Annotated in this window: 26 protein-coding genes and 1 riboswitch; of the genes, 6 read left to right on the top strand and 20 right to left on the bottom strand. The window is 47.6% G+C overall.

What is annotated here, in order from left to right:
* Nucleotides 1–29 precede the first annotated feature (29 nt).
* From AB7S66_RS02650 to AB7S66_RS02630, 5 genes are read right to left on the bottom strand one after another with little or no spacing between them, the layout of a single operon-like run.
* The gene (locus tag AB7S66_RS02650) at nt 30–1,025 is read right to left on the bottom strand and encodes a caspase family protein (RefSeq protein WP_428517824.1); all 996 of its coding nucleotides are present in this window, start codon (nt 1,023–1,025) and stop codon (nt 30–32) included.
* Nucleotides 1,022–1,585, bottom strand: a complete 564-nt coding sequence (locus AB7S66_RS02645; RefSeq protein ID WP_428517823.1) for a hypothetical protein — start codon at nt 1,583–1,585, stop codon at nt 1,022–1,024. The genes AB7S66_RS02650 and AB7S66_RS02645 overlap by 4 nt, the downstream gene beginning before the upstream one ends.
* 31 nt (nt 1,586–1,616) lie before the next feature.
* Nucleotides 1,617–2,702 carry an ABC transporter ATP-binding protein gene (locus tag AB7S66_RS02640; protein WP_428517822.1) on the bottom strand — a complete coding sequence of 362 codons (1,086 nt, stop codon included), beginning with the start codon at nt 2,700–2,702 and terminating at the stop codon, nt 1,617–1,619.
* Nucleotides 2,692–4,341: an ABC transporter permease gene (locus AB7S66_RS02635; protein ID WP_428517821.1), complete on the bottom strand. Its 1,650-nt coding sequence runs from the start codon at nt 4,339–4,341 to the stop codon at nt 2,692–2,694. The genes AB7S66_RS02640 and AB7S66_RS02635 overlap by 11 nt, the downstream gene beginning before the upstream one ends.
* Before the next feature lie 41 nt (nt 4,342–4,382).
* Nucleotides 4,383–5,408 (bottom strand): thiamine ABC transporter substrate-binding protein, encoded by a 1,026-nt coding sequence (locus AB7S66_RS02630; protein ID WP_428517820.1) that lies wholly within the window; start codon nt 5,406–5,408, stop codon nt 4,383–4,385.
* Between the two features lie 41 nt (nt 5,409–5,449).
* Nucleotides 5,450–5,541, bottom strand: a riboswitch (TPP riboswitch).
* A gap of 75 nt (nt 5,542–5,616) precedes the next feature.
* Here AB7S66_RS02630 and AB7S66_RS02625 point away from each other — a divergent pair.
* The 4 genes from AB7S66_RS02625 to AB7S66_RS02610 are packed head-to-tail and all read left to right on the top strand — an operon-like array spanning nt 5,617 to nt 8,983.
* The gene (locus AB7S66_RS02625) at nt 5,617–7,119 is read left to right on the top strand and encodes an NAD(P)H-hydrate dehydratase (protein WP_428517819.1); all 1,503 of its coding nucleotides are present in this window, start codon (nt 5,617–5,619) and stop codon (nt 7,117–7,119) included.
* Entirely contained in the window at nt 7,119–7,541 is a 423-nt protein-coding gene (locus AB7S66_RS02620; protein WP_428517818.1) for a hypothetical protein, read from the top strand. Before AB7S66_RS02625 ends, AB7S66_RS02620 begins: the two co-directional genes overlap by 1 nt.
* Before the next feature lie 10 nt (nt 7,542–7,551).
* Complete coding sequence (locus AB7S66_RS02615) at nt 7,552–7,956, top strand: (deoxy)nucleoside triphosphate pyrophosphohydrolase (protein ID WP_428517817.1); 405 nt, start codon at nt 7,552–7,554, stop codon at nt 7,954–7,956.
* 16 nt (nt 7,957–7,972) lie between these two features.
* Nucleotides 7,973–8,983: a mechanosensitive ion channel domain-containing protein gene (locus AB7S66_RS02610; RefSeq protein WP_428517816.1), complete on the top strand. Its 1,011-nt coding sequence runs from the start codon at nt 7,973–7,975 to the stop codon at nt 8,981–8,983.
* A 146-nt stretch (nt 8,984–9,129) separates the two neighbouring features.
* Here AB7S66_RS02610 and AB7S66_RS02605 read toward each other — a convergent pair whose 3' ends face one another.
* Complete coding sequence (locus AB7S66_RS02605) at nt 9,130–10,167, bottom strand: LacI family DNA-binding transcriptional regulator (RefSeq protein WP_428517815.1); 1,038 nt, start codon at nt 10,165–10,167, stop codon at nt 9,130–9,132.
* A gap of 248 nt (nt 10,168–10,415) precedes the next feature.
* On the opposite strand from AB7S66_RS02605, the gene araA reads away from it, so the two are divergent.
* Nucleotides 10,416–11,900 (top strand): L-arabinose isomerase, encoded by a 1,485-nt coding sequence (gene araA / locus AB7S66_RS02600; RefSeq protein WP_428517814.1) that lies wholly within the window; start codon nt 10,416–10,418, stop codon nt 11,898–11,900.
* A gap of 76 nt (nt 11,901–11,976) precedes the next feature.
* On the opposite strand, the gene AB7S66_RS02595 is transcribed toward araA, so the two are convergent.
* The 12 genes from AB7S66_RS02595 to AB7S66_RS02540 all read right to left on the bottom strand — a co-directional run bounded on the left by AB7S66_RS02595 (nt 11,977) and on the right by AB7S66_RS02540 (nt 22,945).
* Complete coding sequence (locus AB7S66_RS02595) at nt 11,977–13,578, bottom strand: xylulokinase (protein WP_428517813.1); 1,602 nt, start codon at nt 13,576–13,578, stop codon at nt 11,977–11,979.
* A 111-nt stretch (nt 13,579–13,689) separates the two neighbouring features.
* A complete protein-coding gene (locus AB7S66_RS02590) occupies nt 13,690–14,985 on the bottom strand; it encodes a glucose-1-phosphate adenylyltransferase (protein ID WP_428517812.1) in 1,296 nt (431 codons plus the stop codon).
* Between the two features lies 1 nt (nt 14,986).
* The gene (locus tag AB7S66_RS02585) at nt 14,987–16,441 is read right to left on the bottom strand and encodes a glycogen synthase (RefSeq protein ID WP_428517811.1); all 1,455 of its coding nucleotides are present in this window, start codon (nt 16,439–16,441) and stop codon (nt 14,987–14,989) included.
* A 72-nt stretch (nt 16,442–16,513) separates the two neighbouring features.
* Nucleotides 16,514–17,452, bottom strand: a complete 939-nt coding sequence (gene trxB, locus AB7S66_RS02580) for a thioredoxin-disulfide reductase (protein WP_428517810.1) — start codon at nt 17,450–17,452, stop codon at nt 16,514–16,516.
* The gene (tsaB, locus tag AB7S66_RS02575; protein WP_428517809.1) at nt 17,445–18,158 is read right to left on the bottom strand and encodes a tRNA (adenosine(37)-N6)-threonylcarbamoyltransferase complex dimerization subunit type 1 TsaB; all 714 of its coding nucleotides are present in this window, start codon (nt 18,156–18,158) and stop codon (nt 17,445–17,447) included. The genes trxB and tsaB overlap by 8 nt, the downstream gene beginning before the upstream one ends.
* On the bottom strand, nt 18,155–18,574 hold the full coding sequence (gene tsaE / locus AB7S66_RS02570) for a tRNA (adenosine(37)-N6)-threonylcarbamoyltransferase complex ATPase subunit type 1 TsaE (RefSeq protein ID WP_428517808.1): 420 nt from the start codon (nt 18,572–18,574) through the stop codon (nt 18,155–18,157). The genes tsaB and tsaE overlap by 4 nt, the downstream gene beginning before the upstream one ends.
* The gene (locus tag AB7S66_RS02565; protein WP_428517807.1) at nt 18,571–19,830 is read right to left on the bottom strand and encodes a tetratricopeptide repeat protein; all 1,260 of its coding nucleotides are present in this window, start codon (nt 19,828–19,830) and stop codon (nt 18,571–18,573) included. Before AB7S66_RS02565 ends, tsaE begins: the two co-directional genes overlap by 4 nt.
* Before the next feature lie 351 nt (nt 19,831–20,181).
* Nucleotides 20,182–20,538, bottom strand: a complete 357-nt coding sequence (locus AB7S66_RS02560) for a hypothetical protein (RefSeq protein WP_428517806.1) — start codon at nt 20,536–20,538, stop codon at nt 20,182–20,184.
* A gap of 37 nt (nt 20,539–20,575) precedes the next feature.
* Entirely contained in the window at nt 20,576–20,935 is a 360-nt protein-coding gene (gene rplT / locus AB7S66_RS02555; protein WP_117329800.1) for a 50S ribosomal protein L20, read from the bottom strand.
* Between the two features lie 12 nt (nt 20,936–20,947).
* Complete coding sequence (gene rpmI / locus AB7S66_RS02550; RefSeq protein WP_428517805.1) at nt 20,948–21,145, bottom strand: 50S ribosomal protein L35; 198 nt, start codon at nt 21,143–21,145, stop codon at nt 20,948–20,950.
* Between the two features lie 85 nt (nt 21,146–21,230).
* Nucleotides 21,231–21,782: a translation initiation factor IF-3 gene (gene infC / locus AB7S66_RS02545; protein ID WP_428517804.1), complete on the bottom strand. Its 552-nt coding sequence runs from the start codon at nt 21,780–21,782 to the stop codon at nt 21,231–21,233.
* Nucleotides 21,783–21,952: 170 nt separating this feature from the next.
* Nucleotides 21,953–22,945 carry a class II fructose-bisphosphate aldolase gene (locus tag AB7S66_RS02540; protein ID WP_428517803.1) on the bottom strand — a complete coding sequence of 331 codons (993 nt, stop codon included), beginning with the start codon at nt 22,943–22,945 and terminating at the stop codon, nt 21,953–21,955.
* A gap of 122 nt (nt 22,946–23,067) precedes the next feature.
* On the opposite strand from AB7S66_RS02540, the gene AB7S66_RS02535 reads away from it, so the two are divergent.
* Nucleotides 23,068–23,832 carry a hypothetical protein gene (locus tag AB7S66_RS02535; RefSeq protein ID WP_428517802.1) on the top strand — a complete coding sequence of 255 codons (765 nt, stop codon included), beginning with the start codon at nt 23,068–23,070 and terminating at the stop codon, nt 23,830–23,832.
* On the opposite strand, the gene AB7S66_RS02530 is transcribed toward AB7S66_RS02535, so the two are convergent.
* Together AB7S66_RS02530 and AB7S66_RS02525 are read right to left on the bottom strand one after the other, a co-directional pair.
* A complete protein-coding gene (locus AB7S66_RS02530) occupies nt 23,822–24,610 on the bottom strand; it encodes a TatD family hydrolase (protein ID WP_428517801.1) in 789 nt (262 codons plus the stop codon). The two genes, AB7S66_RS02535 and AB7S66_RS02530, sit on opposite strands and share 11 nt — an antisense overlap.
* 280 nt (nt 24,611–24,890) lie before the next feature.
* Nucleotides 24,891–25,982 (bottom strand): acyltransferase domain-containing protein, encoded by a 1,092-nt coding sequence (locus tag AB7S66_RS02525; protein WP_428517800.1) that lies wholly within the window; start codon nt 25,980–25,982, stop codon nt 24,891–24,893.
* Nucleotides 25,983–26,495 lie beyond the last annotated feature (513 nt).

Genomic DNA, 26,495 nt, shown 5'->3' with positions numbered 1-26,495 from the left:
TCTAGAGTTCAATGACCTGTTCCTTTGCTTCAGTAGCGGAAAAGTAGCATATCCATCGCCCCACCGGTTACCATGGGGTGTTGCACATTCTCTCCAATGGAAAACAACGACCAGCGTACAGGGTATGTCTGGTTTTTCTTGATGTATTTATAGATTGAATCAATAGTAAGCATCTCATTTTGTGCTGCAGGTGGAACACCGTTTGCGATTTCTTCTGTAGTATGGTTCCATCCCAGTGCTGCAAGCAGTGCTGAGGTAAACACTCCATGATTATGATCATCGAATTTGATTTCATACGAATCAGAATCAGCACTGGCCGTAAGAACCATACATGAAGGTATCTCATATTCTTCATCAGAGAAGTATTTGCCATACCAATCATCGATGCCTTTATCATACAACCAACTCAAGCTTGAGGAGGACTCAGGGACAAAGACGCCGCTATAACAGCTATCGACGATGAGGAGTTTCTTCCCTTCGATAGGTCTGATAAGATCGTGTAACCACTCTGGGGTTACCACAATAGGAGAATCTTCTGATATGTCCACTGTTCCAGAGGTCTGGGTATGGGCCATCAGGAGTTCCCCTGTTTCCTCAATGCCGTGTCCGCTATAGGTAATGATGGTCAGATCATCTACTGTTGCAGTTCCCTGAATTATTTCAAGTGTTCTTTTTAAGTTTGCTCTTGAAGCATATCCTGTGTCATTGACGGTTACCTCGGAGTAATCTTCCCCTTCCTGAAGAAGCAGAGTTACCTTGATATCTTCACTATCCCAGCCAGCTCTCATAGCTTGCTGCTTGAGTGCGTCTGAAAGTTCCCTTGCATCATAGACAGTCCCTGGAAGGTCACCAAGCTTATCCTTCTTCTCATCCTCGGGATCTGCTACTTCTTCTGGTTCATTCTCATAGGTTATTCCTATCGAGACAATACGTACGGTTCCCCTCTGCACGGGCTCCTCGTAATACAACTCACAGGAGGCCATGAGGAGTAATAGGATGGATAGCAGAAGGAATCCTCGTCTCATGTATCACCTCGACTAAAAGGGAATACCAGGTAGCGCACCCCAATTCCTGCTTGCAGTGCCGTAATCTCCTTTCGAAGATGCACGGAAAGAGGTGCTGTAAGGAATATCTGGTGGTCTGTTCCCTCTGCAATGAGAAATTGGGGTCCAAATTTGAATGAGAAAGAAGCAAAGACTTCTTCGATCTGCTTATAGAAGTTAACTTCACTCCCGCCTTGGATGAAAAGCGAGAATTTATCACTGAGTGACCAGCTTCCAAGAATACTCAGTCCCAGTGAGTTGAAACCACGTGCACGGTAGTTGCCAAAGGGGAGGGAGTCCGAGACAGAGTAGATGTGTGCCTGAAGCACTGTCTCCCAGTTGTCTCCTTGGTATCCAAGGAAGCCAACAGTTGTGGTAAACGCCAATGAAGACCGGGCAGGTATCTCATCCTCGAAGTGGGGAATTCCCAGATAGTAGGAGAGTGAGGAAGAGGCAGCATAATACTGTCTTCCGCTATCAGCAGGCAGGGAAGCTGCAAAAAGAAATAGAAGAACGATCAGATACAGCCGTTTACCTTTCATATTCTTAGTATACAGAATTCATAGGATATAACTATTCCCCAGCCATGGTAAGTTTTGATTTTGTCATCAGTGTACCATCAAGATACTCCCTTATGGCCTTGATTCTCACTCCCAGTGTGACATGGTCAGCGATAGGGCGACGAGACGCATGAGCGATAATCGTATGTCCTTCCCAGCTGCAAGCAAGCCGGTAGTGGTCTCCTTGGAATTCACAGCTGACCAGCTCTGCATTCCTGAATGTGAGATGAGGAAGGTATTCAGCCAGGGGAAGTGTTGCATCATCCTGGACCAAAACGGCCTCCGGTCTGAAGAAAATAGTGTGTTGTCCTTCTTGGGGTTTGAATACAAATGGTTCAGATGAACCAATCTTGACCAGTGTCTTGGGAATCACATTGTAGGGGAGGGTATTCCCCTCTCCCATGAAGGTTGCTACAAAAAGATTGGCTGGATTGGAATAGATTGCCTCTCCTGGCCCTTCCTGCATCACCTTCCCCTCATGCATCACTATGATGCGGTCAGCAATGGAGAGAGCCTCCTCCTGGTCATGGGTTACATAGATGGTGGTGATTCCCGTCTCATCATGAATCCTTCGTATCTCTTCACGGAGATGCTTACGCAGCTTTGCATCGAGCGCAGAGAGTGGTTCATCCAGCAGTAGCAATTGGGGCTGTGATGCAAGCGCTCGTGCCAAGGCAACCCGTTGCCGCTCTCCGCCACTGAGCTCCTGGCTCCTCCTCTTCTGGTACCCTTCCAGGGCAACCAACGAGAGTAGTCGGCCGATACGCTCCTTTCGTTTTGCTTTTGGCAGTTTACGTAACTTCAAGGGATAAGCAATATTCTGTTCAACGTTCATATGGGGGAAAAGGGCATAGTCCTGGAATACCATGGCGATCTGGCGTTGGTGGACCGGTGTTTGGGATAGGTCTTTTCCATTCAACAGCAATGAACCTGAGTGCAGGGGAAGTAATCCAGCGATCAATTGGAGGGATGTGCTCTTTCCACACCCGGAAGGACCTATGATACATGCCAGTTCTCCTGCCTGGACAGAAAATGACACATTCAAAGAAAAATCCTTATAGGATGCCTTCAATGCACAATTCAGACCTTCAGCGGCCATATGTACCCCCTTTCGCAAATTCACTTACAATAAATACCAGTACACTGACTGCAATCAAGATGGTTCCCAGTGCACAAGCCCCTTGGAAATTGTAACTTCCGATCAGTCGATACATCACCACAGGCAGGGTGATGATTGAACTGTTTGCCAATGTCAGGGTAGCATTGAACTCACCCATGCTGAGGGCAAACGCAAAAATTGCCCCTGTGAATATAGCCCCCTTCAGTAGCGGGAGTTCAATAGCCAGGAATGTCCTCAGAGGGCCAGCACCAAGGGTTAATGAACTGTGCATGTAGGTCAGGGGAATCTTACGGTACTCAGGAAGGATTGTTCTCAGGACAAATGGGATGGCAATGACCAGGTGGGCCAATACAACCAGGGTGTAGCTCAATGCAAGCCCTCCCCTAAGGCGGCTTGCGATCAAGTAGTATCCTAGCCCAATAATAACGGAACTGACGGTCATGGGGAGCATCCCCGCCAACTCCAGGAAAGAAGAGGTATGTTTCTTTCTCCTGATGGCGACTGAGAGGGTAAGGGCAAGCGGGACGGTGGTAGCAGCAACCACCAGTGCGATAAGCAAGCTGTTCGTCAATGCCCCCAATGCAGAACCCATATGGCCTGTTGCGTTTTCCAAGCTGAGCAACTGACGATACCACTTCAGGCTGAATACTTCCTGGGCTGAACGGGAGGGTGCTGCCATGAAAGAACGCACCACCACCGATATGACAGGACCAAGAATAAACAGGAAGGAGATGATGGTGTACAAGAATGCGAGTATTCTTCCCACCACAGTTGCTGGTTTTTTCTCCAGTGTTCGGTGGGAAGTGCGGTAGGTTTCACTTTGTGCCAACTTCTTCTGGGTGGCATTGTACCAGAGCAATAAGAGACTGGTTATGAGTATGGAGAACAAAGAGAGGGCACTTGCAGCGGCAGGATTCCCCATCATCCTTGCTTGCCGGTAGATTTCCACTTCCATGGTCGTGAACTGGGGTCCTCCCCCAAGCACCAGGATAATGGCAAAGCTGTTGAAGCAGAACAAGAAAACCAAACTGGCGGAGGAGACAATTGCAGGAATGAGCCTGGGTAGCGTGATGGAGAAGAAGGTGCGTACCTTGTTTGCTCCCAAGGTCCAGCTTGCTGCCTCGCAATTTTCATCCATATGCTCCCAATAGGAGGATACGAGGCTCATGATGATGGGGAAGTTATAGAAGGTATGTGCGAGGATGATTGCAGGGAATGAGTAGAGAATTTTCAGTGGTGGTTCCTCAAGCTGGAATAGGCTCATCAGTGCACGATTGAGAAACCCATTATTACCGAAAAAGATAACGAACCCAAGCACAACCAGAATGGAGGGGATAACAAAGGGTATTGCACTCAAGGCCAGAATCATACGCTTGCCTTTGAAGGAGTATGTAGCAATCAGGTACGCACCAGGTAGGGCGACTGCAAGCGAGGCAAGGGTGGAAAGTGTTGCCTGCAACAGGGTGAATCCCATGATTTTTTGTGTATACGGGTCGCTGAAAACACTGACAAGTCGGGAGAATGAGAAGCCCTCCTCAGTAATGAATGCCGAGGAGAGCGTGAAGAACAGAGGAACAAAAAACAGCATCAGCAAGACAACCATCGAAGGAATGGGCATAGTACGATAGAATCGTCTGTACTGAATGCTGTTATTCTCTCTCATTTACTCATTACCTGTGTCCATTCAGTAAGCCACCTATCCAGGTTTTTTGCAAGAGTCTTGCTATCCATGGAGAGGTTCTTTTCCGGTTTGGGTGCATAATCGAAGGCATCAGGGAGTTCCGTCTTGCTGTTGACTGGGTACATTGAATTTGCCATGGCAATGGTCAATTGTCCCTTGGTCAAGATAAAGTCGATGAACTGCTTCGCCTCATCCTTTTTCTTGCTGGAAGAGAGCAGGCCAACTCCTTCAATGGTTGTACTATGCCCTTCCTCGAAGAGTGCTACCTGGTAGCGGGTGGTATCCTCGTAGGTGACATGATACACAGGACTGGTGGTATAACTGAGAACCAAGGGAGCTTCCCCCTCAGTGAACAGACCATATGCGCTGGACCATCCATCGGTGATGGTAAGTGCTTGGTCCTTCATGGTTTCCCACCAGCTGAGGTATCCCTCTTCCCCGAAAACCTCGATAGTCCATAGCAGCAAGCCAAGGCCGACGGAACTGGTCCTGGGATCGATCAGGATCACTTTGTCCTTGTAGATTGGATCAGTCAGACTGGCAAGAGATGTTGGGATCATATCACTGTCCATGGCCTCCGTATCCACTACAAATGCAAAGTTCCCGTAGTCGAATGGGATCAACTGATAGGTGGGATCGAAATGCAAGAATTCAGGAATGTCAGCCAGTACCTTGCTTTTGTACGGTTCCAACAAACCTGCCTCATAGATCTTTGAGGCCATATCGTTACTGATCCCCACCACGACATCTGCCCATGGGTTATTAGCCTCTGAGATGAGTTTGTTCATCATCTCCATGCCATCACCTGAGCTTACCAAGTTGACCTTGATGCCGGTCTCTTCCTCGAACATCTCAACCAAGACAGGGCCGGGACCCCAGTCTCCGCTGAAGGAGTCATAGGCGTAGACCACGAGCTCCTGCTGTTCCTGCACTCCTTGTGCAGCAATCGGGGTGAAAAGTGAAAGGATGGCAACCAATACACAGACGAACTGATGCTTTTTCATAAGCACCTCCATATAATTTAGTTTGCCATGGGGATTGATTTTGTAAGATATGACTGTCTCCCTCCGCTGGTATGATCCAGATCAGGTTAACGGGTGTAATCTCAGGCCACGAGGCCACCCCAGGACACCTCTAGCCTACCGGGATGAGATAAAAGTGTCAATATACGTTCTGTTGACCGCTGTCGTCCGCTCATGTACAGTGAGAATCATGAAAAGACTTGTTCCCTCCAGTGAAGTTGCTGACATTGATGCAAAGGCTCAAAGCCAGGCAAAAATACCCGCTCTCTGTTTGATGGAGAGTGCAGGGTTGCAGATTTACCAGAAGTGGAAATCACAGCTTGAGGCAACTGACCGTCTGGTTTTTCTCTGTGGCGGAGGCAATAATGGTGGTGATGCCTTGGTGGTTGCACGCTATGCCTACAATGATGGATTTCATAACATGCTGTTGGTTTATACCGGGGCACATATCTCACCATCTTGTGAGGTGCAGCGTAGTATCGCAGAAGCCTATATGATCCCCCAGTTTGACTGGGATGCCGCAAATGATTCTGATCGGCATGCATTATTTGAAAATGCTTCCTGGATTGTGGATGGCTTGGTGGGTACAGGCCTGGAAGGACCTTTGAAGGAATCCCTGCAGGTCCTGGTTTCACAAGCGAATGAGAGTTCTGCAAAACGCTTGGCCATCGATATTCCCAGTGCAGTAGGGGATGGTGTTCCTGTCTCCTCTGTCCATATACATGCAGACATGACCGTAACGATGGGCTTGGAGAAGGTGGCAATGTACCACCCAGCAAATCGGGCTTCCTGTGGGCGTATCATCTTGGTGAATCCTTCCTTTCCTCCATTTCTCCTTGATCAGTGTAAAGTGACTGCACTGCTGTGTGAGCGCGTGAGTGCAACGCTGCCATCACTTGCCCTGAATGAGTATAAGTCCACAAGAGGCAATATAGCGATTTTTGGAGGTAGTAAACAGTACACTGGTGCTGCTCGTCTTTCGGCCCGTTCCGCTTTTTCCTCAAGGGCAGGATTGGTAACCTTGTTTTGTGACAAGGAAGTGTACCCTGTGGCTGTTTCTGAATCAGCTTCAGTCATGGTCCAGGTGTATGAAGCACAGAACCTGGAGAAATACGATGCAATCCTCGCCGGACCAGGGTGGGGAGGGGGAAGGGAAGCCCTGCTGGAGACCCTTCTTGCCTCAGGATTGCCCATGGTTCTTGATGCTGACGGGATCAGGGCCTATGCGTCTATTCTCAAGCAGGGAAAGCGGCCTTCCCATGGCCCCATGATACTTACCCCACATCTAGGGGAGCTCAGGACGCTTGTGAGGGCACTTTTCCCTGAGGATGCACACGATGTGGCCAAGGATGATACTCCCTCTTCATTCTTCCATATCCTGGAGCGTACTGCCAATCACCTAGATGCAACGCTTGTGGTGAAAAGTCAGTTGGTATATGTGGTTTCTCCCGGGAAGCAGACCGTGATAGTGGAGGGGAACAACCCATCGTTGGGAGTGGCTGGAAGTGGGGATGTCCTTGCAGGTATTCTTGTTGCTTTGCTCCCAAAACTTCTTGATTGTCCTCAGGTAGCGCTTGAAGGTACCTTGATTCATCAGCGAGCAGGAAGCCTTGCAGCAGCTCAATATGGATATTATGACAGTGAAACACTCATCGCCTTCATAGGAAGGGCTACCCAGGAGGCTGAACGGTGATGCAGTTCTATGTACTGGCCATAGCCTATCTGTTGTTTGGGGCAGGGCTCTTGCTTGCCGACAGCTATGGGCTCTCCTTTGCGTTGTTGTTGTCAATGCGCTATGCGTTCAGAACCAAGAGGGGACTGAGAAGATTGCTCATTATCCTGGGAATGGTGATCACGCTCGGTCTTGGGTTCTTCCCCATGGATCCAGGCCCGGTGTTTCTGGGGGATTTTGTTCCCATGCTCAATATCTTCTCCCTCATGCTCTACTATGTATTCAGGTCTATAAGGGGTTCGGAAGATGGCGATCGTAATGATGAAGACTCGGTGTTGGATGCAACGGGGCGCTATATGGAACAGAATAAGCGAAATGTAGGATTCTTGACTGTTGCGGTAGCCATAGTCCATTTTTTTGTACCTCAGTTGGTTTTACTGTAGGAGGATTTTTATGCAGGAGCGAGTGACAACAGCGGGAATCTTGGTACAAGATGGGAAGTATCTTGTTGCAAAAAGAGAAGAGAAAGGGTCTATCGGGGGGCTTTGGGAGTTTCCTGGTGGAAAGAACCGCTATACGGAAACCGAAGAGGAGACGCTTATAAGAGAATTCCAGGAGGAACTTGGTCTGTCAGTCTCTGTAGGTCCTCTTGTTCATGCACATGATTTCATCAACAAGGATACCCTGTATCATCTGAAGGCTTACTTGGTTTCTGCTCCCCCCATAAGCCATCTTGATCTATTGGTTCATAGTGAGTTTCGCTGGGTTGCCTTGCATGATTTGCCATCGTACGATTTTGCGCCAAGTGACCAGGAGATTGTAAAGACATTGCTTTCCAGTGAGCATGGTCAGGGTTGAGCCTGAGGAGGATCCCATGGACATTTTCGGTTCATATACCAGTACGATAATTGCAGTACTCAGTACTATTGTCTTGGTCGTTGTTATTCATTTCTTATTCAGGAAGACCGTGGAAAGTTCAAAACGTTGGCCATACCAACGCCAGTTTCTGGTATTTTTGATTGTTCTTGTCGGGCTTTTCATGTCTATCGCCTTTCTTCCCATTCACAATGAGGTGAAGAACCAGATACTCAGTGTCCTGGGTATATTGCTCAGTGCAATCATAGCGCTCTCCTCGACAACCCTGGTAAGCAATGCGATGGCCGGGCTTATGCTCCGTGTTACGGGTGAGTTCCGCGGTGGTGATTTCATTGAAGTTGGGACATTGGTGGGTCGCGTTACCGACTTGGCGATTTTCCATACTGAAATCCAATTGATCAACCGCGATGTAGTGAGTCTTCCCAATCTTTATCTGGTCCAACAATCTGTTCATGTAACAAGAAGGGATGGTACCTTCATCAACCTTGCTGTTTCCATCGGGTATACAGTAAGTAGGGTAGAGGTGGAGGAAGCCCTGTTGGAAGCATCGAAGAAATGTGGGCTTACTGATGGGTTTGTTTTCATTGAATCCTTCCTTGACCATGCAATATCCTATCGTTTGTACGGACTTCTTAAAGAGTCAGGGGAGAGGCTGAGCAAGCTTAGTGAGCTTCATAAGACGGTGCTGGATGTTTTCTGTGAGAGAGGGATAGAGATCGCCTCTCCTGTACTGAATGATAGAAGAGAATTGGGTAAGGACAGTTTGTATCTCCCAAAGGGTTCAGCCAAGAAGGAGAAACCGGCTAAAGAGACGATTGCTGCTGAGAAGGTAGCCTTCGATAAGGCAGATGAGGCACAATCCATAGAAGATTTGAAGCAACAGCTGGAAAAAGCAACCAAGAAACTCGAAGGGGCTGCCAAGACAACAAAAGAGAAGTTGGAGAAGCAGATCAAGGTGTTGGAAGAAGAGATAACCAAACGGGAAGAGAAGAAAAGCGAAGAAACATAGGTTGGCTGTAAAGTAATGACTGTCAGGAAATTCCATCCAGGAGATTCCTGGTCATGTTGGTAGGGTGATCAGAGCTTGTCCTCCATGTGGAAGAGCATTGTGCTGCAAAGCGCCTGTACCATTACAATCAAGCAGATGAGAAAGGCTTACGGCTTAAAACTGATTTCCTGTTCCGTCATCACATTCTCTGGGAGAATGATATCAATCGGGACACATATGGTGGTTTCGGGAAGCTGGTTCAGGAGTCCCTTTCGATACAGCTGGTAGATGGCCGTATACCCCTGGTACTCCGGGCGCTGGGAGAGCAAGCAATCGACATGTTTGTTGTTCATGGCCTTGCAGTTTTGTGCAATAGCATCGTATCCGACCATGATGGTCTGACTTTTCCTGCCAAGCTGTACCACGAGTTCCGCTACTCGGTGAATTGCATCATTGACAACAAAAATACCACTCATGTCAGGGTGGTTTCTGTAAAACGTGTCAAGTTCTCCTAGTGGATCCTCTCCTCCAAAATGAATTTCCATATCAAAAGTTGTATAGCCGGGTTTATCTGCAAAGTAGCTGAGAAAGCCTCGGACACGTTCAGCCGAGTTATATGCAGCACGATGGGTCTGTATTGCAAGCAGTGTGCCTCCATTCGGCTGGAGTAGATGCATCATCCTGCCGGCAACGTATCCGCCTTGGTAAGGATTCTGGATAACACTGCACACTGGTGCTGAATTAGGTAGTGGGCTGTCAATGAAGGCGTAATCGAGGGTTGGGTAGTCGGCAAGCAAGGCTTCTGCCTCTGCAGGGACGACAGGGGCGAGTAGGAGTGCATCAATTGGCTTTTCCATGATTCGCCTGCCCTGAGCCAGCAGGGATCCTTCTTTTGTCCTGTCAAACTCAAGCATATCAATCGTTACAGCAAGAGGGGAAAGTTCCTTTGCCGCTTTGAGGATGCCTTCGTACATCAGGTTCCAATAGCCGTATTCACTGTGGAGAAGAGGAAGCAGCACCCCGATGGTAAATTGCTTGCTCAGCTTGAGGTTCCTTGCATAGGTGTTTGGTTGGTATCCATGCTCATCAATGATGCTCATCACTTTCTCGACAGTCTTGGGAGCAACCCTTCCGCGTTTATGGAGTACCCTGTCGACAGTCCCTATTGATACGTTCGCTAGTTTGGCAATCTCAGATATAGTCATAAATCCCCTGCTCATCAATATGTTTGTCAGAATGTAATTGGTTAACGATAACGCAGATTCAGTATAGCATATCATTTTGTAGGTGGATAGAAACGGTCCGACATATTTCCATTCATTCAGCGATATTACAGGTTTTTCTGATTGTTACTTGACAGAATTGCTTTCAGAGATAACAATGAAATTATATATGCGTTTACGTTAACGCATTGTTTATATCGTTCTTATGCAATGAGATTAAGGGGGCAACCATGCAAAGAAAATCAATTGGTATGTATGAGTTCTGGTTTCTGGTAGGATCACAGTTCCTCTATGGACCAGAGACACTCAATGAAGTAGCAAGTCATGCACAGCAGATGGTGGCGGGATTGAATGCCTCTGGGAAGTTGCCTTGCAAGGTTGTGTATAAAGCGACACTCAAGACTCCTGAAGAAATTGAGCAATGCATCAAGGACGCTAATTATGATGATACCTGTGCAGGAATCATCACCTGGATGCACACCTTTTCCCCATCAAAGATGTGGATCAATGGTTTTTCCCTGTTGCAGAAGCCATATTGCCATCTCCATACCCAGTTCAATCGCATGATACCCGACACGGAAATTGATATGGATTTCATGAATCTGAATCAGTCTGCCCATGGGGACCGTGAACATGGATTCATTGCTGCCAGGATGCGTATGGGTCGAAAGATCATCACTGGGTTCTGGGAAGATGATGAAGTCCAGATAAAGCTTGGTTCCTGGATGCGTTCAGCAATTGGTGCAATAGAGAGCAGGAAGCTGAAGGTTATGCGATTCGGTGACAATATGAGGAATGTAGCAGTCACTGAAGGTGACAAGGTCGGGGTGCAAATGCAGCTTGGCTGGCAGGTGAATACCTGGGGTGTAGGTGATTTGATCAAGGAGATCGAAGCGGTCACTGATGCCGAGGTGGAAGCCCAGATCGATGCATATCGAGAGAAGTATGAGTTTGCCACCAAGGATATGGAAACTGTTCGCTACCAGGCCCGTGAAGAGATTGCCATGCGGCATTTCTTCGAGCGGGAAGGAATCTCCGCTTTCTCGAATACGTTCGAGGACCTGCAGGCAATGCGCCAGTTACCTGGTCTTGCAAGTCAGGATCTGATGGCAGAAGGGTACGGCTACGGTGGTGAGGGGGACTGGAAAGTTTCTGCAATGACCAGCTTGGTAAAGAGAATGACCGAAGGGATGGAAGGTGGCACTACCTTCATGGAGGACAATACCTACCATATGGAGAAAGGCAATGAACTCTCCCTTGGGGCACATATGCTCGAAATCTGTCCTACCATCACCAAGGAGAGAGCACGGATTGAGGTCCATGAACTGGGTATCGGGGGGAAGGAACCCCCAGCCCGTCTTGTTTTTGAAGGCCATCCAGGGAGAGCAATCCTTGCTTCCCTGATTGACATGGGGGGACGCCTGCGACTGATAGTGAACGAGATCGAGGTGGTGAAGCCAATCTACAAAATGCCGAACCTTCCAGTTGCCAGGGTCATGTGGAAACCCGAACCCGATCTATACCAGGCAGCACATCTTTGGATGCTTGCCGGCGGTGCCCACCATGCAGTGCTGAGTTATGATGCCACTGCAGAGATGCTTGAAGATTGGTGCGAGATCATGGGTATTGAGTTTGTACATATCCATAAGGATGTGACCGTCGCTTCCATGAAGCAGCAACTGTTCCTCTCTGATCTCGCATGGAAGCTCAAGTAATAGAAATGGGTAGCAAGCAATAAGAAGAGGTCGACTCCGAAAGGAATCGACCTCTTTACTGCATTCGTGTTCTCAGTTATTTGAGATGAGCCACTGCGGCTTTCTCAACAGGAAGGCCCTGTTTGTATCGTGTAAGGAATGTATTGAAGCCAGCGATATCCTCTTCAGTCGGTTCTATGGTCGTTACCTCAGCGGAAGCAAAAACTTTTGTATTGAGATATTCAGAGAGTGTCTCATCCTTCTTCTGGGCCATATAGGCAGCAAGCAGTGCAATGCCCCAAGCCCCACCTTCTCCTGCTGTCTTCAGCACAGAGATAGGAGTATGCAGGGCACTTGCCATCACCTTCTGTCCGACCTCGGCAGTCTTGAAGAATCCACCATGTCCGTTGATGGCATCGATTGCCACGTGTTCCTCTTCAAAGAGGATATCCATGCCGATTCTTAGTACCCCAAGAGCCGTAAAGAGTTGGGAACGCATGAAATTTGCAAGGGTGAAGGAGTTCTTGGTCTCCCTGACAAAGAGAGGTCGACCTTCATTGATATCAGTCATGGTTTCTCCGCTTATGTAATTGTACGGCAGGAGCCCACCACAATCCTTGTCACCTTCCAGTGCCTTGAAGAGGAGCTTGTCATAGAACTCCCCCTTGGGAACTGAGAAGCCAAGGGTTTCAACCACCTCATTGAACAATCGCATCCAGGCATCATACTCGCCGGTGCAGTTGTTGCCATGGCTCATTGCTACCAGTGACCCATCAGGGGTGGTGACCAGGTCAATGAACTTGTTGTAGCTCTTGGAAAGCGGTTTTTCAAGGACAATCATGGCAAATACGGAAGTACCAGCGGACACATTACCTGTTCGCTTTGCCACAGAATTGGTTGCAACCATCCCGGTTCCTGCATCTCCCTCGGGAGGACAGAGAGGGATACCTGCTTCAAGCATACCGCTTGGATCGATCAAGGCCGCCCCTTGCTTGCTCAATACGCCTGCCTGCTCACCTGCCGGTAGAATGGAAGGTAGTATGGAGATTAGGTCCCAAGGGTATTTCCGATCGTGGATCTTGTCTGCAAATCGGTCAAGCATCTGTGTGTCATACTGCCCGCTAGCGGTATCAATCGGGAACATGCCTGAAGCATCACCGATACCCAGCACTTTCTCTCCGGTAAGTTGCCAGTGCACATATCCGGCAAGGGTAGTGAGGAATGATATATCTCCCACATGGTCTTCCCCACTGAGAATTGCGTGGTAGAGGTGGCTGATGGACCACCGCTCTGGGACAGGATAATCAAAGAGGTCACTCAATTCTTCTGCTGCCTTGGCGGTAATCGTATTTCTCCAGGTTCTGAAGGGAACAAGGAGCTGTCCCTTTTCATCAAAGGCAAGATAGCCATGCATCATTGCACTGACACCCATCGATTTTAGTTTTTTCAGTGGTACACCATAGTTGCTCTGAACCTCCTTTTGCAGATTGGCAAAGCAGGTTGAAATACCTTTCCATACATCCTCAAGGCTATATGTCCAGATCCCATTGAGTAAGGTGTTTTCCCAGTCATGTCCCCCTTGGGCTATGGGCTGGGTTTCCGAGTTGATCAGAACTGCCTTGATTCTTGTGGAACCAAGTTCAATACCGAGCATTGTCTGGCCATTGACAATCTCTTGTGTAATTGCATTCTTCAGCATGTGCTACTCCTTTCTATAATTATAGCCTGTATAGCGGATTATGAAAAGCATACAAACAAAGAAACAGCGGAAGATTAATCTCTTCCGCTGTGTAGAAATACCTGATTGATATTACATTACCGTCCCATTTTTGATGATTGCATTCTTGTTGATGATGATGATACCATCATGAATGGAATACATTGCAAAATCGCCTTCTTGGCGAGGGATGTCATCAATTCCTATACGGCATCCATCACCGATACGGGCATTCTGGTCGATGATTGCCTTTCGGATAATGGTTCCCCTGCCGATACCTATGTTGGGAATGCCTTTCTTCGCATTCTCGGCCTTCTGTTCCTGTGTCTCATAGAATGAAGCACCCATGCAGTAGACACCATCGAGGGAGGCTCCGGATTCGATAATGGTACGAACACCAATTATTGAATTCACAATGTAAGCGTTGGTTATGATGGATCCTTCACTGGTAAGTGAGTTCGAGATATTGCAAAAATTCACTTTCGTTGCAGGCAAGTGCCTTCGGTGGGTGTATATCGGCATCCTTTCATCATAGAAGTTGAACTGTGGGTTGATAGAGGCCAGGTCGAGATTGGTCTCGTAGAAGGCCTTGATCGTCCCGATATCCTCCCAGAACCCATCAAAGAGGTAGGTGGCAACCTTTCGTTGCTTGATGACATCGGGAATGATCTCTTTCCCGAAATCCGTCTTGTCGTTGTTCAGAACCTCTTCCATCGTTTGTGCGTTGAAAATGTAAATTCCCATGCTTGCAAGATACTCATTGCTCGGACCTGCATGTACTCCCAAGGAAGAAAACATGAAATCATCATCAACCTTGTATTCACTGATATCCAGGTCAATGGCTGGTTTCTCATAGAAATCGGTAATCATTCCATCCTTGTCACAGCCGATGATACCCAACCCTGTTGCCTGCTCCCTGCTGATTGGCTTTGATGCAATGGTCAGTTCTGCACCACTCTTGATATGCCTGTCGAGCATACGTCCCAGATCCATTCGATAGAGCTGGTCTCCACTGAGAATGATGTAGTAATCGGCATTCTGGTCGTGGAAGTGTCTCATGTTCTTTCGGACAGCATCAGCAGTACCTTGGTACCAGGTATCAGTTTGATTAGTCTGCTCTGCAGCAAGAATCTCGACAAACCCGTTGGAGAAGGTGTCGAAAATATAGGTGTTGGAGATATGGTTGTGAAGGGAGGCAGAGTTGAACTGGGTGAGGATGTAAATCTGCCTGATTTCACTATTGATACAGTTTGAGATTGGAATATCCACCAATCGGTACTTTCCAGCGAAGGGAACTGCAGGTTTTGCACGATCCATGGTAAGAGGGTACAGCCTGGTACCTTTTCCCCCGCCAAGTACAATTGCAATCGTTTTTTCTCTGGTTCGCATGTCATTCCCCCCTTAAGCTGGATCTGTATACTGTTTGATATGCCTTGGCCGACCGTTCCCATGAACTGTCCCAAAGCATACATCGTTTTCGAATGGTCTGAAGCGCTTTAGGACCCTTCTCCCACCAATGTATTGCCCTTTCTACTGCCTCAAGTATACCACGAGCGCTCATACTCTCAAAGAGAATGCCGGTTCCTTTCTTTGGATTCTCGTCCAGGTCGATGATACTGTCGGCAAGACCCCCTGTCTTTCGCGCAACCGGCAAGGTACCATAGCGTAGGCTGTAGAGTTGGTTGAGCCCGCATGGTTCATATCGGCTGGGCATCAGGAAGAAGTCAGCTCCTGCCTCGAGACGGTGTGCTGCTTTGTTACTGAAGAGGATATTCACTGAGAGATTTTCATATCGTTCCCCAAGTTCCCGGAGCTTGATCTCCATCGCAGAGTCGCCGGTACCGATAATGATCATTTGCAGGGTGTGCATTTGCATCATCTGCTCAAGGGCGCAGGGGGATCCATCAAGCAATTCAACAAATCCCTTTTGTTCGGCAAGTCGACTGATCATGGCAAAGAGTGGTAAGGAGGGGTCCTTCGGAAGCTTGAACTCCTCTTGCAGTTCTGCTTTGATGGCCTGCTTTCCTTGCTGGGAATGTGCAGAGAAATGATGTTCTATGAAAGGGTCTGTCTCAGGATTCCACTCATCCAGATCGATACCATTGATGATACCGTCCAGGTCAGCTGAACGTTCAGTGAGCAGTCCATCCAAAGAGCAACCATACTCTTTGCTCTGGATTTCCTTCGCATAGGTTGGGCTGACTGTAGTGATACGATCGGCAAATTCCAAACCGGTTTTCAACATATTGGTACGCTTGGTCGGAGTCTTTCCACTGAACATCCTTTTGTCAGGCAAGATGTCTGTACTGAGCAACTCCAAGCGGGAAAATTCACCCTGATAGGCCAGATTGTGGATTGTTATTACGCTCTTGGTTTTCTGGAAGAACGTATCCTCACGCAAAGAAAGGAGATAGGGAATGAATCCACATGTCCAATCATGACAATGCATGATATCGACTTTCCAGTCGAGGAGCTTGCACAGAGCCAAGGCAGCCTTGTTCAACAGTGTGAAACGCTTCAGGTTGTCATGATACGGGGTAAAAGAGGTATCTCCGTAAATCCCCTTCCTGCCCGTGTAGAAAGGGTGTTGTACGAAATAATATGTCACTTTACCCTGACGAGTCTCACAGAAAGTTACTTTTTCCGTACTCCCCAGGAGAGTGATCTCTCCTTGAAACGGCAAATCGGTGAAGGATGTTCTATCGACACTCCCATAAAGAGGAAGCACTACTCGGACCTCTTCACCAATCATGGCGAGGGCTTCCGATAGTGCCCCAACTACGTCTGCAAGCCCCCCCGATTTTGCGAAGGGGACAGATTCACTCGATACCATGCAAATATTCATGCCTCAATTAGAACACTAAGGCGATGTCATCGTCAAGGAGATTTGTGTGATATATAAGTTAGGAAATGCATCCTATCGATATGCATTTCCCTCCAATTCGTCGATATACTCACTTGCACAGTGGGCTGCAATGGCTCCATCGCTGGCTGCAGTTACCAACTGCCTGAAAACGGTGTCCCTCACATCTCCTGCCGCATACAGTCCAGGGATGGATGTCTCCATCCGCTCGTTGGTGGGGATATAACCGCTCTCATCAAGCACACTCTTGTCAAGGAGTTCAGTCTGGGGGATCATTCCGACAAAAATGAAAACAGCATCAAATTCACGTTCATACTGCTTGTCATTTGCCAGGTCATTGAGCAGGACAGAGGTGACTTTTTCTCCATCTCCGTTGATGCGCTCAACGGTGTGCTGCATGATGATTTCAACATGCTTGTTGCGTTCAATTTGCTCTACAAGGTGGTCTTGTGCCCTGAAACGGTCCTTGCGGTGGATCAGGGTGATGTGATCGCTGAGCTTGGAAAGATAGATGGCATCAGTAAGCGCGGTATCGCCGCCACCTACGACCAAGATTCGTTTTCCCCTGAAGAACGGTCCATCACAGGTACCACAATAGGAGACACCCTTGCCATTGTACTTTTCTTCACCTTCAACGCCCAGGTGGCGATGTTTTGCTCCAGTGGCGAAGATAACGGCTTTCGCCTTATAGGTTTCTCCGTCAACTGTCTGTACAGTGAATATCTCTCCCTCTTTCTTGAGTGAGGAGGCCGTGGCATAGACAAGGTTTGCACCAAAAGCCTCTGCCTGGGCATGGAACTTCATACCAATTTCATAGCCGCTGATCGGCTGATCAAAACCGGGGTAGTTCTCAATCATATCGATGTACATGGTCTGTCCGCCTGGAGCAATAGACTCCAACAGGGTAACAGAGCGACCAGCACGTGCTGCGTATTGGGCTGCGGACATTCCAGCAACCCCTGATCCAATGATCAGTACATCTTGTTCAATCATGTAAAACCTCCAAAGAGTGGATTATCTTTTGTAATGCAATTTCAGCGTCACTTTTACGTACATAGGAAGGACCTTTCCCCACGTCATCACTGCCTCTCTCCATATACTGCTTCCTTCCCATCTCTGCGAGTACAAGAGCCACATTTGCACCAGCATGGGTATCGACGTGCACTTTCTCTTGTAAGGGGCCGCTGAGTTTATGGGCAAGGAGAGATGCATCGGCACCCGTAAGGAGGACGGAAGGGTATCCTGAGATCAATTGCTCAATCTGCAGGGCAGTGAGATCAAGATCTTCACTTTTGCGTTGTCCATCCACAAATAGCGCTGCATAGAAGCGTTGTTTTTTCGCATCGATGGTTGCAAGTACTGCTCCCGGGTACATGTTGACGCACCCTTGGTAGACATCCAGGGTTGGAATGGACACCAAGGGTTTGCCTGTCGCAAGAGAGATTCCTTTGAGGGTGCTCATGGCAATTCTGAGCCCAGTGAAAGAACCGGGTCCGCTGGTACATACCAGCAAGTCTATGTCTTTCAGATCGATGTTGCATCGACCACAGAGCTCAAGAATCCGGGGAATCAGCAACTCAGAATGTTTGTTTCCCAATGTGGTTGCACTGGTTTCATAGAAAACCGGCTTGTCTTCTTCAAATCGGACAAGTGCAAGGTGCATAACTGCTGTTGCAGTGTCACATGCAAGGACATTCATAGCTGGGCCCCTTCAAGGGTGATGATTCTTTCTTGGTTAGGCATAATTCCAATATGCACAAAAATTGTTGAATCGGGAAGCAACTCCTCAATCTTTTCACTCCACTCGATGAGGGTTACGCCCTTTCCATACAACAACTCCTCCCCCCCGATCATCTCAAACTCTTCAATGCCTTCGATTCGGTAGAGATCCATATGGTAGAGAGGAAGTGATCCTTCATACTCCTGTATGAGTGTGAAGGTTGGACTGACAATGGATTCCCCAATTCCCAATCCTTCGGCAAGACCCTTGGCAAATACGGTTTTCCCCGATCCGAGACTACCGCGTAAGGAGATAACTGTGCCTGGCTTGCATTGCTTTGCTATGCTTTTGCCAAGGTTCCTTGTCTCCTCTTCACTGTGGGTGGTGACGGTCATCGCTCCTCACCTTCCAGGGAAAAAGCGGCCTCGATGTCATCGGTCTTTTCCTTCCCTTGCATGGAGAAGGGGTGTTCTTCCTTGCTCTGTGTGATGACTTCTTCTGCGCTGACAAGTTCTTCAATGACGGGGGAGGAGAGGATCTCTCCACTCTGGTCCTGGTAGTCCTTCATCAGCTGTATGATCACGGGATCTTTCGGGTCGATGCCGCGAGCCATCTCGAGAAACTTCCGTGCCTCATCAAGTTCACCATCTTTCAGGTGTAAGTAGGCGAGGTTGCTTATCAGTGTTATGTTCTCATCATCGAGGTCTACTGCTGTATTGAGGTAGGTCTTGGCAAGTTCAGCTTTCCCCGTTTCAATGCTGCAGAGTGCAAGTTCATTATAGATGTCACTGCTTCCTTTTGTCCAAGCAAGGGCTTGTACCAAGGCTTCTTCAGCTTCCTGGAAGCGCGAGAGGCGTCTGAGTGCCCAGCCCTTGAGAAACCATGCATTCCAGACCTTTGGGTTGTCCTGGATATAGGATGCCAAAAGTTCCAGTGCTTTCTCTTCGTCATTCATCTGGATTGCATCATAGGCCTGCATGAGGTTTGCATCATTATTGAGCTTGGTCTTGATGTCTTTCATGATGTTCATGACATGCTTTTTTTTGTCGCCTTCTTCAGCAAGCCCAAGATATTGTTCAAGGTATTCCCCAGCGAGTTCTACATTCCCTTGGTAAAGGTGGAAGAATCCTATTTCGCAATAGAGTGAGGCATCTTCTCCTACTATTTCCAGTCCTTCATGCAGGATGTTGATCATTTTCTGTTGATAGAAATCATAGGCTTCGCCTTTCTCACTATCCTGGACAGCCATCCTGCTGTAGAGAGTGGCCAAGTTGATGAACGAAGTACTTTGTGGTGCGAGTCGAATCACCGAGAGGAAGAGTTCTTCAGCAAATGTGTAGTTGCCTTTCTTTTCTTGGGCTATTGCAGCCAAGGTAAGCTCCACAGGAGCATCTGGTTGAACTGCAAGTATAAAATCGCGGTAATATGAAGCGTGCTCATGCTCCCAGTTGAAAGCGATGATTTTCAACATTCCTGCTACAATCAGTTCAATGGAAATATCGGTCGTTGCATCTATCTTGGTCTTCCCGTCGGGAAGTTGGACCGGAATCTTGATGGAACTATCGACGTGAAAATCACCAATGTCTCGTTCCATTGAGGAGGGAATGGAGATGAAGATGCAATGCTTCAAAGGATCTTGTTGTTCTGGCATGGATTATTTATTCCTGTATGCAAGTGAAAACCTGCGGTGCCGTACCCGGAGATTGCTCTTGAACCTATGGTTCAAGTGGGAAACCAGTTTGGCTGAGAATTCTGTTCCGTTAAACTCCCAAGGAAGTTGGATCAATGCAAATCAGCTATGCCGCATCCCGTTTGTGTATGTTGAGCCAAGAGACTATGCCTCCAAGCGTACACCGCAGGAAAATAACTTGTCAAATATCAGAGCAGGTGTCTGCTACACCTACATCGTACAATAAGAACCCACTTTGTAAAAGGGGGCATAGATAATAAAACGGGACCCGTAGGCCCCGTTCACGACAGTGTCCAAACACTTGGACAAGGATCAGAAAGAGGGACTGTCCTCAAGCAGGGCATCCAGATCGACTTCCTCATCAATGAGGGCATCACCACTGGTAAATCCATCTGCAGCTTCCAACTCAATCTGAGCATCATCTAGGAGGGGAACGTCATCCAGTCCTTCGATGGCGGACAGATTGTCCATGGCGTTTGCAATACTATCTTCAATAAGTTTGTTGCTCGTCTGGAAACTCTCAACGTACTCTTCAAGCTCAGCATTGTGTGCATGTACCAAATCAAACTTTTCCTGCAACTCTTCCTTCTCCTTGCGGAGCATTGCAATCAGGCCTGCAGCCTTCTTGGTTCGCAGTTCAAGCATTTTTACCGAATCGACAACTGACATGGTTCCTCCTTACAACATTTGGACGATTTGCCAGGAGCTAGTTCTCCAAGGCAACCTTGACCTGTGCAACGAGAGCAGAGAATGCGGCCTTGTCTTCAATAGCCATATTGGAAAGGGCCTTTCTGTTGATCTCGATGTTGGCAAGTTTCATGCCATGCATGAACTGGGAGTAGTTGAGACCCTCAGCATGCACAGCTGCGTTGATTCTTGCAATCCAGAGCTTGCGGAAATCCCGCTTTCGCTCTTTACGACCGCGATAGGCATACTGCCCAGCCTTTGCAACTGCGTCTTTTGCAACACGGTTGTTTGTGCTTCTGCGACCATAATAACCTTTGGCCAGCTCAAGAATCTTTTTTCTTCTGTCTTTGTGTTTCGTTCCGTCTACTGCTCTAGGCATATCCCACCCTCCTTACGCGTAGGGAAGCATCGATTTAGCTCGTTTTGCTTCCATGTCTGCGAGGATTCCAGTTGCACGCAGGTTGGCCTTGCGCTTGCTGCTCTTCTTGGTGAGGATATGGCGAAGACCCTGCTTTTTAAAGCGGACCTTTCCAGTTCCAGTCACACGGTACCGCTTTGCAGCGGATTTTCTTGTTTTCATCTTGGGCATTGTATTGCACCTTCCATTCTTGCGCTCGCAAGGAACAAGAACCCCTTGGAGCTGCATATTCACCATCCCATGCGGGATACTGTTACTAAATCTTTTTCTTGCCCGATCCAGAAGCACTCTTGGAGGGACTGACAATCATACTCATCATCCTTCCTTCCATCATCGCTCCTCGGTCAAGGTTGTACCCTACACCATTCTCGGTGAGCTGGGCAAGTATCTTGTCCAGGACAACCTTACCCAATTCAGTATGGGCAAGTTCACGACCACGGAAGCGTATGCTTACCTTGACCTTGTTCCCTTCGTCGAGGAAGTCACCGATGAACTTTGATTTGGTCTCAAGATCGTGTTTTTCGATCTTGGGCTGCATCCGGATCTCCTTCATCTTGATGATGTTCTGGTTCTTTTTGGCTTCTCTCATGCGCTTTTCTTGCTCATAGCGATACTTGCCATAATCAAGAATCTTGCAAACCGGTGGTCTTGCATTTGGAGAAACCTCTACCAAGTCCAATCCCTGTTCCTCTGCAAATGCGACAGCGTCATAGACGCTCATGATACCTTTTTGATTGCCATCTGCATCAATGACGAATACTTCTCGTGCACGGATCTGTTTGTTGATCCTCAAATCCTTTGTAGCCAATCGAGCTCCTTTGTTTTCGGTGAAAACCATATCGTTGAAGGTAAGTCAGCCTAAAGGGCCGACGCAAAACAATATAACACATGCCTAGGAAGCGTGTCAAAGTATCCCCCTAGGCAATATGCGAAAAAGGCCACCAGGGGTTCCAGTGGCCTTTGAAGAGCGATAGAAACTTACGCGTGATTGGCAGAACCAAGGACGTTGATGTTCTTGTGCATGTACATCTTCTTCAGCTCATCGCGAGCAGGCCCGAGATATTTGCGAGGATCGAACTCTTCGGGTTTCTCTGCCAAGGTCTTGCGAATGACAGCGGTCATTGCAAGTCTTCCATCACTGTCGATGTTAATCTTGCATACAGCACTCTTTGCTGCCTTGCGAAGCTGTTCCTCAGGAATGCCGACGCTGTCCTTGAGCTTTCCACCGTATTGCAGAATCATGTTTACATACTGCATGGGAACAGAGGAAGAACCATGGAGTACAATGGGGAAGCCTGGGAGCTGTTTCTCAATTTCTTCGAGGATGTCGAAGCGAAGCGGAGGTGGAATAAGCACTCCTTCCTCGTTGCGGGTACACTGGCTGGGCTCAAACTTGTTTGCGCCATGGCTTGTTCCGATGGAGATGGCAAGGGAGTCACAACCGGTGCGGTTGACAAAGTCCACAACTTCTTCGGGCTTGGTGTAGTGGCTTACCTCAGCAACGACATCATCTTCGATGCCGGCGAGCACTCCAAGTTCACCTTCAACCGTTACGTCACGCTCGTGTGCATACTCTACCACTTTCTTGGTGATTGCAATGTTCTCTTCATAGGGGAGGTGGGAACCATCAATCATGACAGAGGAGAAACCATTGTCGATACATTCCTTGCAGGTTTCAAAGCTGTCGCCGTGGTCAAGGTGAAGGACAATGGGGATCTCACAGCCGAGTTCCTTGGCATATTCACCAGCACCGCGGGCCATGTTTCTCAGCAGATTGATATTGGCATAGTCTCGAGCGCCTTTGGAAACCTGAAGGATTACTGGGGACTTGGTCTCAACACAAGCCTGAATAATTGCTTGAAGTTGTTCCATGTTGTTGAAATTGTAGGCAGGAATTGCATACCCACCCTTGATAGCCTTTGCGAACATGTCTTTGGTATTCACCAGACCAAGTTCTTTATAGGATGTCATAGGTTACTCCTTGTATGATGGTAGGTTCTTTTCATTACAAATGTAGCCAATATGGTGAAAGTGGTCAACCAGTATCCATTTGTTTCTTGACTGCAGGCAACACGATTGGTACAGTTTCGGGCATGAATAGAAGGATGGTGTTGCCCTTGTCACTTGCATTGTTGCTCATTGCAACAATCTTGGTGTTCTCTATTTTCTTGCCCCGGGTAACCTTTCTTGTGGATGTTCCCTACAGTAAGACCGTGCTTGCAGTGCAGAGACCCAAGCTCTTCTTTTCTCTTTTACAATCAGGATATATCCTCAATGTTGAAGAAGTTTCTCTTACAACGGAACCTGGGCAGTTGTTGGATGCAGTAGATGAGAGGAGCCGGTTTGTCATTGCTTCCCCTTTGGTGAGTTCGAAACTGAAAAACACTGATGTTCCTCCATATCTGGTAGGTCAAGGCAGAAGCACCGACCAGGCTGGTGTTTTTCAACGATTTTGGCTTATTGATGATGAGACCATGCTCGGCGATTTGAAATACCCTGGCCTGCTCACTGCATTGGTAGGGGATGAAGATGTAGGACGCTTTTCTCAATATTTCCCCAGTGATTTAGTGTTCATCAAAGGGAACGATGAAATTGACAGTCAATTTGCTGACCGTATGGCTCGCACACTGCAGGACCGCAAGGTGATGACAGTGGTTGCCCCATCCCTCGGCTCTTGGGCAATACCCTTGCTGCAGGATGCTTCCATGCAATGGGTGGTCCCTGCAGAGTATCTGTCCATGATCCCTCCAGAGCAGCAAAGTGGGGTGCTGGTACCAGATCTTGTAGCCGGGGTAAAGGCATTGTTTGCAGAAAAGGATGAGATCTACATACTCAAGTGGAGGATGATCAAGCGCTGAGGAAGGAATGGAAGTTGGTTTTTACTTGCTGAATCAGGTCAGCCAGCTCAATACCCCGCAATTCAGCCGCGAATCGGTAGATATGCTCCATATTCAAGGGGGTATTCACTCTTCCTCTCATGGGATTCGGGCTGAGATAAGGGCTGTCAGTCTCCAGGAGGATACGTTCTGGGGGCATCTGGATAAAGAGTTCCTGCATTGTCCTGTTTGCCTTGTAGGTTAAAGGTCCTGCAAAGGAGAGAAAGAATCCTTTATGGATGGCGAGTTTTGCAAGCTCTTCGCTCCCTTGGAAACAGTGAAAGACTCCCTGTCTGGAGAAGCCACGACTTCTCAGCAGTGTGATGAACTGCTCGTCAGCTTCACGGTTGTGAAAGATGAGTGGGAGATTTCTCTGTTCTGCTATTTCAATTTGTGAGAGGAGCAGCCCTTCCTGTTCAGTTTTGGTTCCATAGTCCCAATGATTATCCAATCCAATTTCACCAATGGCCACTGCATTGTTTTCCTCGAGCTGTTTCTGCAGTGTTTCCAGCTGGATCTCCACAGATGGTTCCCCTTCTTTTACGCCCCATGGCCCGATACCCCCACTGAGATGCACAAAGGGATATTCGGCGAAGCGCTTCGCTCGCGCAGTCAGGTCATCAGCTTCGAGTCCAATGTCGATGCCTTCCATGCAGTGTTCCTGCATAGTGTTGAGAAGGGAATCAACATCGATGCCTTTTCGCTCAATGGACAATAAATGGAAGTGAGAATCAATCATATGAAGGGGTAGTGTCTGCATATGCTCTGTTATAGCGCAGCCCAAACATTGTTGCAAGCTGGTAAAATATACCCTCCCTTTACGAGGGATCTGCTTTTTGCAGAAGACAGTCCACAGCTTCATGAGATCCGGCTTGCTACCGGACGTTGTCTCTATTGCGAGCATCCAACTTGCTGTGAGGGTACAGACTTGGAATTACCAGGGATCATGCGAAGAGTGACTGTGGGAAACCTGAAGGGTGCAAAGAGAAAAATGGCATCTGCAGGCATAGACTCTTATAAGGTCCTTGAGTCTTCCTGTATCAGGGAAGAGGCTGTAGAGATTGAGAGGGTGTGTTCTTATTTGAAAACGATTGTCTAGAGAGATTTGTTAAATACCCGCCAGTAGTATGAAATTTTGTACCATTGATAAGTGCTTGTTGGACCCGCCTCTGTAAACTTGAGGTTGCGTTGTATGCAAGCACCTCAGCTTTACCAAGTCCAAAACCGAAGACTCGCTCATAGATCTGAGGAACATTATGTTCTACCGGGAACTTTCTGAATCGATGCATGAACTCCCTGGTGTTGCTCTCTTGGCTGGTTACTAAATCCAAGGCAGGGTCCAAAAGCCAAGAGGAACAAACAACAAAGGAAATTGACGGGAAATATATCTTTGCCATTGCTAGTGATTCGTCAACTGCTGACGGGGTGAGTGGACTGCCGGTTGGTATGTGTAGATGTAGTACTAATGTCTCTGTATCTGCTACGAGACCAAACCTTTGTAAAGGTAACTGCGTAGTTTGTCTATCAATCGTGCCTCGTGTGGTATTAACCAAGTGACCGGATACCTGACTGGTTTCATCCTGGAATGAGGTATAAAACGCTGCATTCTGATCATCTGTAAGATACCCATCCCTATCACAGGAGAGTTCTCCGCCAGCAACGATAATCAGCGTATCATCTTTTGAGTCTCTGAAGATCTGATAGGGATAGCCAAATGCCTTGGGCTCAAACTGCAACCGGCCGAGACGGAGGATATTTGCACAGAGATGTCTGCTAATCCAGTATACTCGGTCAAATCCAATTGCTCCATTATGTTGGGATGCGTATTGGTCCACCCAGAGGCGTACATCGCTCAAGGTTGCATCCCTGACAGCGTCGTCTATTCCAGCATTGGCATACACCGATTTGACTACATCCTCCACCTCAAGGATGAGTGCAAGAGGATAGAGTGTGCCAAAACTCTGGAGTACATTGTTTAGGATGGTAGCTGTATTGCTGGTATCCCTGTTCAAGATAGAGGCAGAGAGGTCAGCAACCCGTTGTGTATGGTCACTACCGAAATTTGTTGATCGCAGAAAATCATCAATAGCCTGAAGCTGGTTTGTGCCTAAACCAAATACATTTCTGTCCATGGGTTGAGCTTGCCTTAGGATGGGGGGAGGGTCAAGCTATTAGTATGATAAAGGGATTCTTGACTAAAAAAATAAAAAATTTTCTTCCAGTGTGACAGTATATGACACATACAGCATGTGATACTGCTAATGAGTCATAGTGATTGTCTAGTGAGAAAAATATTGAATTTGACATGTAGTATTAATAGTAATAATCTGTACTAGTGACGATAAATAACAACAATAAGCAATCATTAGAGAGTAAGTATGGATACATTTGAAGAAAAAGAACATGTAAAACAAAGTAGTGATGGCTCTTGAATACCGAAGGAGCCTCGGTTTGAAGTCATGGAAAAGTCCAATTTTTTGTCCGAACCCAATAATAAAGATTACTTGAACCTCACAGACATATCAAAATATCATTAATTCGGTTCATTTATATTTTGATTGGATGTAGATTTTTGAAATTAATAATGAAGGAAAAGATTGTAAATATTATATCAGGGTATAGCAGTTTACAAATAGCAATTAATA

The sequence above is a fragment of the Sphaerochaeta sp. genome, assembly GCF_050178175.1.
In the GTDB taxonomy this organism is placed as follows: domain Bacteria; phylum Spirochaetota; class Spirochaetia; order Sphaerochaetales; family Sphaerochaetaceae; genus Sphaerochaeta.
Note: the sequence above shows the minus strand (reverse complement) of the source record. Positions and strands in the feature narration are given on the sequence as shown.

Excerpts from the sequence above, each read along its gene's own strand:
- AB7S66_RS02650 (WP_428517824.1), bottom strand. The coding sequence starts at position 1,025 with ATGAGACGAGGATTCCTTCTGCTATCCATCCTATTACTCCTCATGGCC.
- AB7S66_RS02645 (WP_428517823.1), bottom strand. The coding sequence starts at position 1,585 with ATGAAAGGTAAACGGCTGTATCTGATCGTTCTTCTATTTCTTTTTGCA.
- AB7S66_RS02640 (WP_428517822.1), bottom strand. The coding sequence starts at position 2,702 with ATGGCCGCTGAAGGTCTGAATTGTGCATTGAAGGCATCCTATAAGGAT.
- AB7S66_RS02635 (WP_428517821.1), bottom strand. The coding sequence starts at position 4,341 with ATGCCCATTCCTTCGATGGTTGTCTTGCTGATGCTGTTTTTTGTTCCT.
- AB7S66_RS02630 (WP_428517820.1), bottom strand. The coding sequence starts at position 5,408 with ATGAAAAAGCATCAGTTCGTCTGTGTATTGGTTGCCATCCTTTCACTT.
- AB7S66_RS02625 (WP_428517819.1), top strand. The coding sequence starts at position 5,617 with ATGAAAAGACTTGTTCCCTCCAGTGAAGTTGCTGACATTGATGCAAAG.
- AB7S66_RS02620 (WP_428517818.1), top strand. The coding sequence starts at position 7,119 with ATGCAGTTCTATGTACTGGCCATAGCCTATCTGTTGTTTGGGGCAGGG.
- AB7S66_RS02615 (WP_428517817.1), top strand. The coding sequence starts at position 7,552 with ATGCAGGAGCGAGTGACAACAGCGGGAATCTTGGTACAAGATGGGAAG.
- AB7S66_RS02610 (WP_428517816.1), top strand. The coding sequence starts at position 7,973 with ATGGACATTTTCGGTTCATATACCAGTACGATAATTGCAGTACTCAGT.
- AB7S66_RS02605 (WP_428517815.1), bottom strand. The coding sequence starts at position 10,167 with ATGACTATATCTGAGATTGCCAAACTAGCGAACGTATCAATAGGGACT.
- araA (WP_428517814.1), top strand. The coding sequence starts at position 10,416 with ATGCAAAGAAAATCAATTGGTATGTATGAGTTCTGGTTTCTGGTAGGA.
- AB7S66_RS02595 (WP_428517813.1), bottom strand. The coding sequence starts at position 13,578 with ATGCTGAAGAATGCAATTACACAAGAGATTGTCAATGGCCAGACAATG.
- AB7S66_RS02590 (WP_428517812.1), bottom strand. The coding sequence starts at position 14,985 with ATGCGAACCAGAGAAAAAACGATTGCAATTGTACTTGGCGGGGGAAAA.
- AB7S66_RS02585 (WP_428517811.1), bottom strand. The coding sequence starts at position 16,441 with ATGAATATTTGCATGGTATCGAGTGAATCTGTCCCCTTCGCAAAATCG.
- trxB (WP_428517810.1), bottom strand. The coding sequence starts at position 17,452 with ATGATTGAACAAGATGTACTGATCATTGGATCAGGGGTTGCTGGAATG.
- tsaB (WP_428517809.1), bottom strand. The coding sequence starts at position 18,158 with ATGAATGTCCTTGCATGTGACACTGCAACAGCAGTTATGCACCTTGCA.
- tsaE (WP_428517808.1), bottom strand. The coding sequence starts at position 18,574 with ATGACCGTCACCACCCACAGTGAAGAGGAGACAAGGAACCTTGGCAAA.
- AB7S66_RS02565 (WP_428517807.1), bottom strand. The coding sequence starts at position 19,830 with ATGCCAGAACAACAAGATCCTTTGAAGCATTGCATCTTCATCTCCATT.
- AB7S66_RS02560 (WP_428517806.1), bottom strand. The coding sequence starts at position 20,538 with ATGTCAGTTGTCGATTCGGTAAAAATGCTTGAACTGCGAACCAAGAAG.
- rplT (WP_117329800.1), bottom strand. The coding sequence starts at position 20,935 with ATGCCTAGAGCAGTAGACGGAACGAAACACAAAGACAGAAGAAAAAAG.
- rpmI (WP_428517805.1), bottom strand. The coding sequence starts at position 21,145 with ATGCCCAAGATGAAAACAAGAAAATCCGCTGCAAAGCGGTACCGTGTG.
- AB7S66_RS02540 (WP_428517803.1), bottom strand. The coding sequence starts at position 22,945 with ATGACATCCTATAAAGAACTTGGTCTGGTGAATACCAAAGACATGTTC.
- AB7S66_RS02535 (WP_428517802.1), top strand. The coding sequence starts at position 23,068 with ATGAATAGAAGGATGGTGTTGCCCTTGTCACTTGCATTGTTGCTCATT.
- AB7S66_RS02530 (WP_428517801.1), bottom strand. The coding sequence starts at position 24,610 with ATGCAGACACTACCCCTTCATATGATTGATTCTCACTTCCATTTATTG.
- AB7S66_RS02525 (WP_428517800.1), bottom strand. The coding sequence starts at position 25,982 with ATGGACAGAAATGTATTTGGTTTAGGCACAAACCAGCTTCAGGCTATT.